Source organism: Enterobacter sp. BIDMC 26, from assembly GCF_000534435.1.
Lineage (GTDB): Bacteria > Pseudomonadota > Gammaproteobacteria > Enterobacterales > Enterobacteriaceae > Enterobacter > Enterobacter ludwigii.
Window position 1 is genome coordinate 2,959,764 of record NZ_KI973182.1, and the last position, 14,461, is coordinate 2,974,224.

Annotated in this window: 15 protein-coding genes; 1 reads left to right on the plus strand and 14 read right to left on the minus strand. The window is 56.9% G+C overall.

Annotated features, from left to right (window positions below; all coding sequences use genetic code 11):
• Positions 1-18 precede the first annotated feature (18 nt).
• From L462_RS09450 to cysG, 11 genes are all read right to left on the minus strand, one after another.
• The gene (locus L462_RS09450; RefSeq protein ID WP_020883820.1) at positions 19-645 is read right to left on the minus strand and encodes a protein-L-isoaspartate(D-aspartate) O-methyltransferase; all 627 of its coding nucleotides are present in this window, start codon (positions 643-645) and stop codon (positions 19-21) included.
• Positions 639-1,400, minus strand: coding sequence for a 5'/3'-nucleotidase SurE (surE, locus tag L462_RS09445; RefSeq protein WP_020883819.1), 762 nt, complete (start codon positions 1,398-1,400; stop codon positions 639-641). The genes L462_RS09450 and surE overlap by 7 nt, the downstream gene beginning before the upstream one ends.
• On the minus strand, positions 1,381-2,430 hold the full coding sequence (gene truD / locus L462_RS09440; RefSeq protein WP_014171393.1) for a tRNA pseudouridine(13) synthase TruD: 1,050 nt from the start codon (positions 2,428-2,430) through the stop codon (positions 1,381-1,383). The genes surE and truD overlap by 20 nt, the downstream gene beginning before the upstream one ends.
• The gene (gene ispF / locus L462_RS09435) at positions 2,427-2,906 is read right to left on the minus strand and encodes a 2-C-methyl-D-erythritol 2,4-cyclodiphosphate synthase (protein ID WP_032678863.1); all 480 of its coding nucleotides are present in this window, start codon (positions 2,904-2,906) and stop codon (positions 2,427-2,429) included. Before ispF ends, truD begins: the two co-directional genes overlap by 4 nt.
• Positions 2,906-3,616 carry a 2-C-methyl-D-erythritol 4-phosphate cytidylyltransferase gene (gene ispD / locus L462_RS09430; RefSeq protein WP_032678864.1) on the minus strand — a complete coding sequence of 237 codons (711 nt, stop codon included), beginning with the start codon at positions 3,614-3,616 and terminating at the stop codon, positions 2,906-2,908. The genes ispF and ispD overlap by 1 nt, the downstream gene beginning before the upstream one ends.
• A gap of 19 nt (positions 3,617-3,635) precedes the next feature.
• The gene (ftsB, locus tag L462_RS09425) at positions 3,636-3,947 is read right to left on the minus strand and encodes a cell division protein FtsB (RefSeq protein ID WP_008499609.1); all 312 of its coding nucleotides are present in this window, start codon (positions 3,945-3,947) and stop codon (positions 3,636-3,638) included.
• Between the two features lie 166 nt (positions 3,948-4,113).
• Positions 4,114-4,440 carry a DUF3561 family protein gene (locus L462_RS09420; protein WP_014171396.1) on the minus strand — a complete coding sequence of 109 codons (327 nt, stop codon included), beginning with the start codon at positions 4,438-4,440 and terminating at the stop codon, positions 4,114-4,116.
• Positions 4,441-4,498: 58 nt separating this feature from the next.
• The gene (gene cysC, locus L462_RS09415; RefSeq protein WP_032678865.1) at positions 4,499-5,104 is read right to left on the minus strand and encodes an adenylyl-sulfate kinase; all 606 of its coding nucleotides are present in this window, start codon (positions 5,102-5,104) and stop codon (positions 4,499-4,501) included.
• On the minus strand, positions 5,104-6,528 hold the full coding sequence (gene cysN, locus L462_RS09410; RefSeq protein WP_032678866.1) for a sulfate adenylyltransferase subunit CysN: 1,425 nt from the start codon (positions 6,526-6,528) through the stop codon (positions 5,104-5,106). The genes cysC and cysN overlap by 1 nt, the downstream gene beginning before the upstream one ends.
• A gap of 9 nt (positions 6,529-6,537) precedes the next feature.
• Entirely contained in the window at positions 6,538-7,446 is a 909-nt protein-coding gene (cysD, locus tag L462_RS09405) for a sulfate adenylyltransferase subunit CysD (RefSeq protein ID WP_006811770.1), read from the minus strand.
• A gap of 9 nt (positions 7,447-7,455) precedes the next feature.
• The gene (gene cysG / locus L462_RS09400) at positions 7,456-8,805 is read right to left on the minus strand and encodes a siroheme synthase CysG (protein ID WP_216841373.1); all 1,350 of its coding nucleotides are present in this window, start codon (positions 8,803-8,805) and stop codon (positions 7,456-7,458) included.
• Positions 8,806-9,051: 246 nt separating this feature from the next.
• Here cysG and L462_RS09395 point away from each other — a divergent pair, with 246 nt between their 5' ends.
• On the plus strand, positions 9,052-10,095 hold the full coding sequence (locus L462_RS09395; protein ID WP_032678868.1) for an aminopeptidase: 1,044 nt from the start codon (positions 9,052-9,054) through the stop codon (positions 10,093-10,095).
• 54 nt (positions 10,096-10,149) lie between these two features.
• On the opposite strand, the gene cysH is transcribed toward L462_RS09395, so the two are convergent.
• From cysH to cysJ, 3 genes are read right to left on the minus strand one after another with little or no spacing between them, the layout of a single operon-like run.
• On the minus strand, positions 10,150-10,884 hold the full coding sequence (gene cysH / locus L462_RS09390) for a phosphoadenosine phosphosulfate reductase (RefSeq protein ID WP_014171401.1): 735 nt from the start codon (positions 10,882-10,884) through the stop codon (positions 10,150-10,152).
• 15 nt (positions 10,885-10,899) lie between these two features.
• Entirely contained in the window at positions 10,900-12,612 is a 1,713-nt protein-coding gene (cysI, locus tag L462_RS09385) for an assimilatory sulfite reductase (NADPH) hemoprotein subunit (protein WP_014171402.1), read from the minus strand.
• Positions 12,612-14,417 (minus strand): NADPH-dependent assimilatory sulfite reductase flavoprotein subunit, encoded by a 1,806-nt coding sequence (cysJ, locus tag L462_RS09380; RefSeq protein ID WP_032678869.1) that lies wholly within the window; start codon positions 14,415-14,417, stop codon positions 12,612-12,614. The genes cysI and cysJ overlap by 1 nt, the downstream gene beginning before the upstream one ends.
• Positions 14,418-14,461 lie beyond the last annotated feature (44 nt).

Below are 14,461 nucleotides of genomic sequence, written 5' to 3' on the forward strand. Positions count from 1 at the left end.
CCTGGATAATTCTGAGTCTCAGGCCAACTCCCCCTTTACCAGAGGAACAAAGCGCACGGCTTCCACGGTATCGATAATAAACTCGCCGCCACGCCGACGAACGCGCTTCAGGAGCTGTTGCTCGTCCCCGACAGGCAGAACAAGAATGCCGCCTTCATCCAGCTGCGATAACAGAGCAGCGGGAATTTCAGGTGGAGCAGCCGTCACGATGATCGCGTCAAACGGGGCGCGTGCCTGCCAACCCTGCCATCCATCACCGTGTCGTGTCGAAACGTTATGTAAATCAAGTTGTTTCAGGCGACGACGCGCCTGCCACTGCAAACCTTTAATACGCTCAACGGAGCAAACATGGTGCACCAGATGCGCCAGGATCGCGGTTTGGTACCCCGACCCGGTGCCAATTTCCAGCACGCGCGAATGGGGCGTGAGCTCCAGCAGCTCCGTCATACGCGCCACCATGTAAGGCTGTGAAATCGTCTGGCCCTGCCCAATAGGCAGCGCCACGTTTTCCCATGCTTTGTGTTCAAACGCCTCGTCTACAAATTTCTCACGCGGCACCTGGGCGAGCGCGTCGAGCACATGCTCGTCGCGGATCCCCTGAGCGCGTAGCTGTTCCAGAAGAGTTTGTACACGTTTGCTTACCATTGCGCGTTCACTCCTGCGCGATCCAGCCAACCCGACACCACATCATGCGCACTATACGCGGTTAAATCTACATGCAGCGGCGTAACCGAGACATATCCTTCATCAACGGCGGCAAAGTCGGTATCCGGTCCGGCGTCACACTTGTCGCCAGGAGGACCAATCCAGTAAAGCGTATTGCCGCGCGGATCCTGCTGCGGGATCACCTGGTCAGCCGGGTGTCGGCTTCCGCAACGCGTTACGCGAATGCCTTTGATTTCACTCAACGGCAGATCCGGCACGTTAATATTGAGGATGCGCCCGGTACGCAGCGGCTCGCGATTGAGCGCCCGCAGGAGAGAACAGGTCACCGCTGCCGCCGTGTCGTAGTGCGTGTGGCCGTTTAACGAAACGGCCAGTGCAGGGAACCCCAGATGGCGCCCTTCCATGGCGGCGGCCACGGTTCCGGAGTAAATCACATCATCGCCAAGATTGGGCCCGGCGTTAATACCGGAGACGACGATGTCCGGGCGCGGGCGCATCAGCGCGTTCACGCCCAGAAAAACGCAGTCGGTCGGCGTGCCCATCTGGACGGCGATATCACCATTTTCAAAGGTAAAGGTGCGAAGCGACGACTCCAGCGTCAGAGAGTTAGACGCTCCACTGCGGTTACGATCGGGTGCCACGACCTGCACTTCCGCAAATTCGCGAAGGTGTTTCGCCAGGGTCTGTATACCCGGCGCATGGATCCCGTCATCGTTACTCAGCAATATTCGCATAATCACCCGACGTGTTGATAAGTTCCCTGACAACACTGGTGGCAAAGCTACCTGCCGGCAGCCAGAAGCGTAACTCGACGGTTACGTCGTCCCACCAGTTCCAGCTCAACTGTTGCGGATAGAGCAGCATCGCACGGCGTGCCGCCTCGACTTTTTCCCGCACCAGCAATGTTTGTAATGCCTGCATATCAGCGACGGCAGACTGCTCAGCAGCCAGCGCATCGCCCTGCGTACCCCAGTCGCCCGTGCCGGGCAAGGCTGCAGTAATCATCAGCGTTTGAGTATCCACGCGCGACTGCACATCGGCCATTTCTTCAGCCGTTGCCACAAACCAACTCCCGCGTCCCGCTAATTGTAGCGCATCGCCGACAACAACTTGATTCGCGTCCGGTTTTTTCAGCCGTTCGCTCACAATCTGATTAAACAACGCACTGCGGGCCGCCGACAACCAAAAACTGCGTTTATTCCTGTCGCGGACCGGGGCATCGCTTTGCGCCCAGCGCAGTGCGCCGAGCAGGTTGCTGCCGCCGATACCAAAGCGCTGTGCGCCAAAATAGTTTGGTACGCCGCATGCGTTGATAGCGTTCAGGCGTTTTTCCACATCGTCACGGTCCGAAATCTCACGCAGTACCAGCGTAAAATGATTGCCCTTCAACGCGCCCAGACGCAGTTTGCGCTTATGGCGCGCGTATTCCAGTACCTTACAGCCCTCAAGCTCAAATTTGCTTAAATCAGGCATCGTATTACCCGGCACGCGCGCGCAGAGCCACTGTTCGGTGACGGCGTGTTTATCTTTCTGCCCGGCAAAGCTCACTTCGCGGGCATGAATTTTGAGGAATTTTGCCAGCGCATCGGCCACAAAACGGGTATTGCAGCCATTTTTTAGAATGCGTACCAGGATATGTTCGCCTTCGCCATCCGGCGCAAATCCCAGGTCTTCCACCACAACAAAATCTTCAGGGCTGGCTTTCAGCAGCCCGTTCCCTTGCGGTTTACCGTGTAGCCAGGTCAGGTTGTCGAAGTCCGTCATTGGCTTGCCTTCACCAGCAGCGCCACGGCCTCACAGGCAATCCCTTCACCACGACCGGTAAAGCCCAGTTTCTCTGTCGTCGTCGCTTTGACGTTAACATCATCCATGTGGCAACCGAGATCTTCTGCAATGAACACGCGCATTTGCGGGATATGCGGCAGCATTTTGGGGGCCTGAGCGATGATCGTCACATCCACGTTGCCGAGGGTGTAGCCTTTCGCCTGAATACGACGCCAGGCTTCACGCAGCAGCGCACGGCTGTCCGCGCCTTTGAAGGACGGGTCAGTGTCCGGGAACAGCTTACCGATATCGCCCAGTGCCGCAGCACCCAGCAATGCATCGGTCAGGGCATGTAATGCTACGTCGCCATCAGAATGCGCAAGCAGCCCTTTTTCATAAGGAATGCGTACGCCGCCAATGATAATTGGGCCTTCTCCGCCAAAGGCGTGTACATCAAAACCGTGTCCAATTCGCATTATGCCTTCTCCTGATGGGTCGAACGGGTAAGATAAAATTCCGCGAGCTGTAAATCTTCCGGACGCGTCACTTTTATATTATCAGCGCGTCCTTCAACCAGCTCAGGATGGAAACCGCAATACTCCAGCGCCGAGGCTTCGTCCGTGATGGTCGCACCTTCTTTAAGCGCACGCGTTAAGCAGTTGTGGAGTAATTCGCGGGGGAAAAATTGGGGGGTCAGCGCGTGCCATAAATCGACGCGCTCAACGGTGTGTGCGATAGCCTGCTTGCCCGGCTCAGCGCGCTTCATGGTGTCGCGTACCGGGGCGGCAAGAATACCGCCTACCCGGCTGGTTTCGCTAAGCGCCAGCAGGCGCGCAAGGTCATCCTGATGCAGGCACGGACGGGCAGCGTCATGGACCAGAACCCATGGTGCCTCACCGGCGGCCTGAATGCCCGCCAGCACGGAATCGGCACGCTCGGCGCCGCCGTCAACAACGGTAATCTGCGGATGATTTGCCAGCGGTAACTGCGCGAAACGCGCATCACCCGGGCTGATAGCGATAATCACGCGCGTCACCCGCGGATGCGCCAGCAGCGCCGCCACAGAGTGTTCGAGGATCGTTTTATCGCCAATAGAGAGGTATTGCTTGGGACATTCTGTCTGCATGCGCCGGCCAAAACCCGCAGCCGGCACCACGGCGCATACGTCCGAAAAAGTTACTGCCATGTCGTAATCCTGGGCCTGATTATCGATTGTTTTGTGCTGAGCCCTGATTGCGTTTAGACGCATCCGGAACCAGACGATAAAAAGTTTCGCCCGGCTTAGTCATACTGAGTTCATTGCGTGCGCGTTCCTCAATCGCCTCTTGCCCGCCATTGAGGTCATCAATTTCAGCAAAAAGTTGATCGTTTCGCGCCTTAAGTTTGGCGTTTGTTGCCTGCTGAGCCGCGACGTCATCGCTTACCCGGCTATAGTCGTGCAGTCCGTTTTTACCGAACCACAGCGAATATTGCAGCCAGATCAGCAAAGCCAGCAACAGCAGCGTTAGTTTACCCATCCTGCCCCCTGAAAAACGGCATCATCATCCCAAAACGCCCCCAGATCTCTTTGCCGGGGTAACAGAGATGCCGCAACATCGCGGGCAAATGTACCACATTTTTTCCGCAGAATCGCCTTGCTCAATATCGTCACACAGTTGTTTACGGTTTGAATTATGGCTGAAGTTAGCCCATGAGCCACAAAAATAACAGACCAAACATCAGAACCACCGTCACAATCGTGACCACGGTACTGTAAAGGAGTTTGCCATTAAGCAGCGAGTGCAGCGCAATACCGACGACAACCGCCACAGGCATCAGCGCCAGGAAGAAAGGCCAGGTATAGAGAAAGAAGAACAGCGTATTACCGCCGTAGATAAGAAAAGGGATGCCCAGGGCCAGCAACCACGAGACGAAGCCGACTATGGCCCCAGGAAAGGACCAGGTCGTCTCGTCGTCGGTCGCTAACGGCTCCGACCCGGTGGTAATAATGTAGTTCTCACTGTTGCGCATAGCTGATCCTGTGACCGTGACTCATCGTTCGGGAAGACAGCTCCCGAACGATACCGTCTCAGGATCTGATAATATCGTCCCGTCTGAGCAGGTCTAATAATTGGCTTACTAAATTTGTTACCAATTGTTGACCTTCCAGGTGAATTTCAGGCGATTCAGGCGCTTCGTACACCGAGTCAATGCCGGTGAAGTTTCGCAGCTCTCCCGCACGCGCTTTCTTATATAGCCCTTTGGGATCGCGCGCTTCGCAAATTTCCAGCGGCGTATCAACAAACACTTCGATAAAGCGGTCCTGCCCGACGCGCTCGCGCACCATCTGGCGTTCGGCACGATGCGGTGAGATAAACGCGGTCAGTACCACTAACCCGGCATCCGCCATCAGGCTGGCCACTTCCCCCACCCTGCGAATATTCTCTTTACGATCGTCGTCGCTGAAGCCCAAATCGCTGCACAGGCCGTGGCGCACATTGTCGCCATCCAGCAGGTAGGTACTGACCCCCTGCTGGTGTAGCGCCTCTTCCAGCGCGCCCGTTACTGTGGATTTACCAGAGCCGGATAGCCCGGTAAACCACAGTACCACGCCACGATGACCGTGAAGTTTCTCGCGCTGCGCGACGGTGACCGGATGAGGATGCCAGACGACGTTCTCATCATGGGCGGCCATTACTTGCCTCCCAGCAGATCGCGCGCACCCCAGTGCGGGAAGTGCTTACGCACCAGCGCATTCAGCTCCAGCTCAAAAGCGCTGAACTCAGAGGCTACCGTAGCCTGTTCATTTGGCTCACGCACCATACCGGCACCCACGGTCACGTTGGAGAGGCGATCGATAAAGATCAGCCCACCCGTTACCGGGTTCTGCTGGTAGGGATCCAGCACCAGCGGCTCATCAAAGGTCACGTCGACCAGACCAATGCCATTCAGCGGCAGCTCGGTGACGTCGCGCTGGGTCAGGTTATTGATGTCCACCTGGAACTGGATACCGTCCACGCGGGCACGGGTTTTCTTACCCGCGATTTTAATGTCGTAGCTCTGACCGGCGGTCAGCGGTTGTTCAGCCATCCACACCACATCAACGGAAGCCCCCTGCACCGCTGCCAGCGTCTCCTGAGCGTCCACCAGCAGATCGCCGCGGCTGATATCAATTTCATCTTTCAATACCAGCGTGACCGCTTCACCCGCACCGGCTTGCGGCAGATCGCCATCAAAGGTGACGATACGGCTGATGGTGGATTCCACACCAGACGGCAGAACTTTAACGCGCTGGCCGACCGCCACGGTGCCCGACGCGATAGTGCCGGAGAAACCGCGGAAATCGAGGTTAGGACGGTTAACGTACTGAACCGGGAAGCGCATCGGCTGGGTGTCGACCACGCGCTGGATCTCCACGGTTTCCAGCACTTCGAGCAGCGTCGGGCCGCTATACCACGGCATGTTCGCGCTCTGGGAAGCCACGTTGTCGCCTTCCAGCGCAGAGAGCGGCACAAAGCGAATATCCAGGTTACCCGGCAGCTGTTCAGCAAACGTCAGGTAACTCTGGCGGATCTCATCAAACTTCTCTTCGCTGAAGTTCACCAGATCCATTTTGTTGACCGCCACCACCAGGTGTTTGATCCCCAGCAACGTGGAGATAAAGCTGTGGCGACGAGTCTGATCCAGTACCCCTTTACGGGCGTCAATCAGCAGGATCGCCAGTTCACAGGTAGACGCACCGGTCGCCATGTTACGGGTGTACTGCTCGTGCCCCGGGGTGTCGGCAATAATAAATTTGCGCTTCTCGGTGGAGAAATAGCGATACGCCACATCAATGGTGATGCCCTGCTCGCGCTCGGCCTGCAGGCCGTCCACCAGCAGCGCCAGGTCGAGTTTCTCGCCCTGGGTACCATGACGTTTACTGTCGTTGTGCAGGGAAGAGAGCTGATCTTCGTAAATCTGACGCGTATCGTGCAGCAGACGGCCGATCAGCGTGCTTTTCCCGTCATCGACGCTGCCGCAGGTCAGAAAGCGCAGCAGGCTTTTGTGTTGTTGCGCGTGCAGATAAGCTTCTACGCCGCCTTCATTGGCAATTTGTTGAGCAATGGTCGTGTTCATGGCGGCTCCTTAGAAATAACCCTGACGTTTCTTCAGCTCCATGGAGCCTGCCTGGTCGCGGTCAATCACGCGGCCCTGTCGCTCACTGGTGGTCGACACCAGCATCTCTTCAATGATCTCCGGCAGCGTCTGCGCACTGGACTCCACTGCACCGGTCAATGGCCAGCAGCCGAGGGTACGGAAACGCACCATCTGTTTTTTGATCACTTCGCCTGGCTGCAGGTCGATGCGATCGTCATCGATCATCATCAGCATGCCGTCACGCTCCAGCACCGGACGTTCAGCGGCCAGGTACAACGGCACGATCTCGATATTTTCCAGATAGATGTACTGCCAGATATCCAGCTCGGTCCAGTTGGAGAGCGGGAACACGCGAATGCTTTCGCCCTTGTTGATCTGGCCGTTGTAGTTATGCCACAGCTCCGGACGCTGGTTTTTTGGATCCCAGCGGTGGAAGCGGTCGCGGAAAGAGTAGATGCGCTCTTTCGCACGGGATTTTTCTTCGTCACGACGTGCGCCGCCGAAGGCCGCGTCAAAACCGTATTTGTTCAGCGCCTGCTTCAGCCCTTCGGTTTTCATGATGTCAGTGTGTTTGGCACTACCGTGCACGAACGGGTTAATGCCCATCGCCACCCCTTCCGGGTTTTTATGCACCAGCAGTTCGCAGCCGTAGGCTTTTGCCGTACGGTCGCGGAATTCATACATTTCACGGAACTTCCAGCCGGTATCAACGTGCAGCAGCGGGAACGGCAGCGTACCCGGGTAAAACGCTTTACGCGCCAGGTGTAGCATCACGCTGGAATCTTTACCGATGGAATACATCATCACCGGGTTAGAGAATTCGGCTGCCACTTCGCGGATAATATGGATACTTTCCGCTTCGAGCTGCCGCAGGTGAGTAAGTCGTTTTTGGTCCATAACCGTTCCTTAAGCCAGATTCACCACAGAGGAGCCAAACCCCTCTGAGTCTGTTGTATGTTGAAACCAGGCGAGTGTGCTGTGCAGGTGCACCACTTCCCCTACCACGATAAGCGCGGGCATAGGGGCCTCTTTCGCCAGGGTGGCAAGATCCTGTAGCGTACCGATAGCCACCTGCTGATCGACGCGTGTGCCGCGAGAAATCACGGCGACCGGCGTGGTTGCCTCTCGACCGTGTTGAATAAGTTGTTCACTGATGTCCGCCGCCTTCATCGTGCCCATATAGATAGCCAGCGTCTGACGACTCTGGGCCAGATGCGACCAGTCAAACGGGGTGCTGTCCGCCTTGTAATGGCCCGTGACAAAGGTCACGCTCTGGGCGTAATCGCGGTGAGTAAGCGGTATACCGGCGTAGGCCGTCACTGCGGAAGCCGCCGTGATACCCGGGACGACCTGGAACGGCACGCCCGCTTCAGCCGCCGCCTGCAGCTCTTCCCCGCCGCGACCAAAGATAAACGGGTCGCCACCTTTAAGCCGCACCACCGTTTTGCCCGCTTTTGCCGCCGCCACCAGCATCTGGTTGGTGTCATGCTGCGGTACAGAGTGCTCGCCCGCCCGTTTGCCAACGCAGATTTGTTCTGCGTCACGGCGAATCAATTCGCGCACCCCGTCGGTGACCAGATGGTCGTAGAACACCACATCGGCATCCTGAAGCACCTGCAGGCCGCGCAGGGTCAGCAGCCCGGCATCACCCGGCCCCGCACCGACCAGAATGATCTCGCCGCCGCTACTGCCAGGGTTATCCAGCTCATCTTCGAGGATCTGCTGCGCCGCCGTTTCATTTCCGGCATGCATCAGGCTGGCAAATCGGCCGCGGAACACGCGCTCCCAGAAGCGACGGCGTTCCGTCACGCTGGTCAGGCGCGTTTTCAGATGGTTACGCCAGAAGCTCGCTTTCTCCGCCATCCGCCCAAGGCTGGTAGGCAAAAGCGCTTCGATTTTTTCCCGCAGCACGCGTGCCAGCACCGGCGCGGTCCCGCCGGAGGAGATGGCCACCAGCAATGGCGAACGGTCAACAATCGACGGGAAGATAAACGAACACAGCGGCCGATCGTCCACCACGTTCACCAGACGGTGACGGGCCTGAGCCGCCTCTGAAATACGGCGGTTGAGCTCACGGTTATCGGTTGCCGCAATCACCAGCACCACGGTGTCGATTTGCGACTCGTCGAAATCCGCCTCGTCGACTACCCGTACCTGCGCCCCCGCTCGCTGCAGAAACGCGATTTTGCGATCGGCAACCTCACCGGTGCCGACTACCAGCACAGGTCTGTCTTTTATCGCGGCAAAAAGGGGCAGATAGTCCACAAGCTACAACTCACTAACAACAAGGAATAGTGGGACTATAGGGGGCGGCTTAGATCGAATGAAATTACGAATTGGAATGAGTAGTTACTCAATGGAATAACGCCGTGGAAAAGCAAAGATCAAAAAGTGCTTAACACGCGAATTTTCGGGCATTTAAGAGCAATTCAAATTGTGTATGGTCGATCACAGTTTCATACTAGGCGGGTTAAAATTTTGCTCTGTTTTTAAGGACTCACTATGTTTTCCGCAACGCGCCACCGTATCGCTGCCCTGGCGCTCGGCGTTTGCTTTATCCTTCCGGCCCAGGCAAAAAATCAGCCCTATGGTGAAATCGCGAATATGCAGGCGCGGCATATTGCGACCGTCTTTCCGGGTCGTATGACCGGCACGCCAGCGGAAATGCTTTCCGCCGATTATATTCGCCAGCAATTTGCTGACATGGGTTACCAGAGCGATATCCGATCGTTTCACAGCCGCTACGTCTATACCTCGCGCAATAAAACAAAAAACTGGCATAACGTGACCGGCAGTACGGTCATTGCGGCGCATGAAGGTAGCGCGGCGGAACAGATCATTATCATGGCGCACCTGGACACCTACGCGCCAATGAGCGACGCCGATACCGACAATAATCTCGGCGGGCTGACGTTACAGGGACTGGACGATAACGCGGCGGGTCTGGGCGTGATGCTCGAACTGGCAGAGCGAATGAAAGACATTCCAACCCAATACGGGATCCGTTTCGTTGCCACCAGCGGTGAAGAAGAGGGAAAACTTGGCGCGGAGAATCTCCTGAAACGCATGAGTGCCGAGGAGAGGAAAAATACGCTGCTGGTGATTAACCTCGATAATCTGATCGTCGGCGATAAGCTCTATTTCAACAGCGGACAGAGTACGCCGGGTACCGTGCGTAAACTGACGCGCGACCGCGCGCTGGCAATCGCCCGCAGCCATGGGGTGTATGCCACCAGCAACCCGGGCGGGAATCCCGATTATCCTCGCGGAACCGGCTGCTGTAATGATGGTGAAGTGTTCGATAAAGCGGGCATTCCTGTTCTGTACGTGGAAGCCACTAACTGGATGCTGGGTAAGAAAGACGGTTATCAGCAGCGGGTGAAATCGAAGGCTTTCCCGGACGGGACGAGCTGGCATAACGTGCTGCTGGATAATCAGCAGCATATTGATAGCGCACTGCCGCAGCGGATTGAACATCGCAGTCGGGATGTGGTTAAAGTGATGCTGCCGCTGGTGAAAGAGCTGGCAAAAGCTGGGAAAGCGTAGAACAGAACATGTCCCTCACCCTTTGTAAGAGGGTGAGGGAAAAGGGAACAGAATTTACCCTTCGTGCAATCCGCACTCGCGCTTAAGTCCAAAGAATCGCGTCTCTTCTTCCGCCATGCCCGGTTCCCATTTACGCGTGGTATGGGTATCGCCCACTGACAGATAACCCTGGTCCCAGAGCGGGTGGTATTTCAGTCCGTGTTTTTGCAGGTACTGGTAAACCGTACGGTTATCCCAGTCGATGATCGGCAGCACTTTAAACACCCCGCGCTGAACCGCCAGCACCGGGAGCGTGGCGCGACTTCCGGACTGCTCGCGGCGTAACCCCGCAAACCAGGTCTGCGCGTTAAGCTCTTTCAGCGCCCGGTTCATCGGCTCGACCTTGTTGATCTCATTGTATTTCTCAATGCCCTCAACGCCCTGTTCCCACAGTTTGCCATACCGCGCCTCCTGCCAGGCCGCGCTTTGCTCCGCGCGGTAGACTTTCAGGTTCAGCCCGAGCTTGTCCGTCAGCTCATCGATAAACTGGTAGGTTTCCGGGAACAGGTAGCCGGTATCGGTCAGGATCACCGGAATGTCCGGACGAATCTGGTTCACCAGATGCAAACTCACCGCTGCCTGAATACCAAAACTCGACGAGAGCACATAATCACCCGGCAGGTTTTCCAGGGCCCATGCCACGCGGCCTTCGGCGTCGAGCTTTTCAAGCTGCGCATTGGTTTCTGCCAGCGCCAGAATGCGATCGACTTTTGGCAGTTCATTTAGGGCGTTTAGATCGAGTACGGACATAATTACCTCTCGTGTTTACTCCCAGAAATCCCTTGCGGGATCGAGCACCGGGCGAATAATGCCCGCACGCACCGTAAAGTCGCCGAAGCCTTCACCCGCTTCGCGCTCTTTCGCCCAGCGCCCGACAAGCTCGTCGATAGAATCAAGAATTTCCGGCTCGGTGATGTTCTCACGGAACATGCGCGGAATACGCGTTCCGATACGGTTGCCGCCAAGGTGCAGGTTATAGCGACCCGGCGCTTTACCCACCAGACCCAGCTCGGCCAGCATCGCACGGCCACAGCCGTTCGGGCAGCCGGTGACACGCATAACAATATGCTCGTCCGGAATACCGTGTTTTTCCAGAATCGCTTCCACCTTATCGGTGAATGACGGCAGGAAACGTTCTGCTTCCGCCATCGCCAGCGGGCAGGTCGGGAACGACACGCAGGCCATTGAGTTTTCACGCTGCGGCTTCACCGCGTCCATCAACCCATGGTCGCGCGCCAGTTTCTCAATCTTCGCTTTCTGGCTTTCCGGCACGCCGGCAACGATCAGGTTCTGGTTAGCGGTGATACGGAATTCACCTTTATGGATCTTCGCAATTTCCAGCAGACCGGTTTTCAGCGGGCGGCCCGGATAATCAAGAATACGGCCGTTTTCAATAAACAGCGTCAGGTGCCATTTATTGTCGATGCCTTTAACCCAGCCAATACGATCGCCACGTCCCGTAAATTCATACGGACGGATCGGCTCAAACTTAATCCCCGCGCGACGCTCCACTTCCGCTTTGAACGTCTCTACGCCCACGCGCTCCAGGGTGTATTTGGTTTTCGCGTTTTTACGATCCGTACGGTTACCCCAGTCGCGCTGCGTGGTGACTACCGCTTCAGCCACGGCCAGCGTGTGCTCCAGCGGCAGGAAACCAAACTCGCTTGCGGTGCGGGCATAGGTTTTCTTGTTACCGTGTTCGATGGAGAGACCGCCGCCCACCAGCAGGTTAAAGCCCACCAGCTTGCCATTTTCGGCAATCGCCACGAAGTTCATGTCGTTGGCGTGCAGATCGATATCGTTCTGCGGCGGGATCACCACGGTGGTTTTGAACTTACGCGGCAGATAGGTCTGGCCGAGGATCGGTTCTTCGTCGGTGGTGGCCACTTTTTCCTGATCGAGCCAGATCTCCGCATAGGCGCGGGTGCGTGGCAGCAGGTGCTCAGAGATCTTCTTCGCCCACTCATAGGCTTCGGCGTGCAGCTCGGACTCATACGGGTTCGAGGTGCAGAGCACGTTACGGTTCATGTCGTTGGCCGTGGCCAGCGCGTCCAGCCCGACAGAGTGCAGCATCTGGTGTACCGGCTTCACGTTCTTCTTCAGAATGCCGTGGAACTGGAAGGTCTGACGGTTGGTCAGACGGATGCTGCCATAAAGGGTATTTTCACCCGCAAACTTATCGATCGCCTGCCACTGTTTCGTGGTGATCACCCCGCCCGGAAGACGGCAGCGCAGCAGCATCGCATGACGCGGCTCCAGCTTCTGTTCTGCACGTTCGGCGCGGATATCACGGTCGTCCTGCTGATACATACCGTGGAAACGGATCAGCAGAAAGTTGTCGCCTTTAAAGCCGCCGGTGAGACCGTCATTCAGATCTTCAGCAATGGTGCCGCGCAGATAGTTGCTTTCCAGCTTCATGCGCTCGGCGTCTGTCAGTTTACCTTCGACCACCAGTGGCCCTGGATGTTTTTCGCTCATTAGTAGACATCTCGCTGATAACGGCGCTCAACGCGCAGCTCACTTAAAAATTCATCCGCCGTTTCGGCATCCATACCGCCGAATTCGGCAATCACTTCCAGCAATGCCTGCTCAACGTCTTTCGCCATGCGATTGGCGTCGCCGCAGACATAAATGTGGGCACCGTCATTGATCCAGCGCCACAGCTCTGCGCCCTGTTCGCGCAGTTTGTCTTGTACGTATACTTTTTCTTGCTGATCGCGGGACCAGGCCAGGTCGATGCGCGTCAGGACACCTTCTTTGACGTAACGCTGCCACTCAACCTGGTAGAGGAAATCTTCCGTAAAGTGCGGGTTGCCGAAGAACAACCAGTTTTTACCTGGCGCCTCATCTGCAGCGCGCTGCTGCATAAAGGCGCGGAATGGTGCAATACCGGTCCCCGGCCCAATCATGATGACCGGTGTTTCCGGGTTCGCAGGCAGACGGAAGTTGTCGTTGTGCTCGATAAACACACGCACTTCACCGTCTTCCTCCACGCGATCGGCCAGGAAGCTTGATGCCCCGCCCGCACGGGCACGGCCTTCGATGTCATAACGCACCACGCCCACGGTGATATGCACTTCGCTTTCCACTTCTGCCTGCGAAGAGGCAATGGAGTAGAGGCGCGGCGTCAGCGGACGCAGCAGGCCGATTAGCGCATCCGCATCCAGTTGTGCCGGAGAGAAACGCACCATATCGACAATCGGCGTCGTCGCGGCGTAATGCTGCAGCTTCGCCTTATCCCCCACCAGGGGCAGCAGCGATTCACTGCGCGTTAAGGTGGCGTAATTTTCAACGATGTTTGGCGTGTTGACCGTCAGCTCGAAATGCCACTGCAGCGCCTCAGAGAGCGGCTGCGTTTTACCGTCGACGGTGACAGGCTCATCGCCTTTCAGCCACAGCAGTTCGACCAGCTCTTTAACCAGCGTCGGATCGTTCTGGTACCAGATCCCAAGTGCATCGCCCGGCTGGTAACGCAGACCGGAATCACCGAGATCGATTTCAATATGCCGCACGTCTTTCTCAGAGTCGCGGCCGGTAATTTTCTGATTAACCGCCAGGCTCGCTGCCAGCGGTGCCTCTTTGGTATACGGGCTGGTGTGAATATCATTGACTGCGCCCGCCGCGGTGACGGCAGCCTGCGCTGGCGTCTCTTTCGGCACGCGCGCTTTCAGCACGTCAACGATGCGCGCACGCCATTCAGCGGCTGCGGTCTGGTATTCCACATCCGCATCAACGCGGTCCAGCAGGCGCTCAGCGCCCAGTTCCGCCAGTTTGCTGTCGAAATCTTTACCGGACTGGCAGAAAAATTCGTAGGAGGTGTCGCCCAGGCCAAACACGGCGAACGCCGTCCCGTTCAGTTTTGGGGCTTTTTTCGAGAACAGGAATTTATGCAGGGCCACCGCTTCTTCAGCCGGCTCACCCTCACCCTGGGTTGAAGCCACCACCACCAGCAGTTTTTCGGACGCGATCTGTTTGAATTTATAGTCCCCGGCGTTCACCAGGTTCACGTTCAGTTTGGCGGCCAGCAGGTCGTCGCGCAGCGCTTCGGCCACACGGCGAGCATTGCCCGTCTGCGAGGCAGAAATCAGCGTAATCGCCGGAATTTCTACCGCAGTTGCCGGTGCAGCAGCCACAGCGCCCGGTTGCTGGTTAAGCATTCCCCAGAAATAGCCGGAGACCCAGGCAAGCTGGGTGGGAGAAAAATCAGAGGTGGCAGCCTGAAGGCGCGCCAGTTGCTCCGGGTTCAGGGGAAGCAAATTTGAAGGTGGGGCCTGTGTTGTCATGCGTCGTTATGTTCCAGTAGCCAAGCGGACTTTAAGCGAATAAA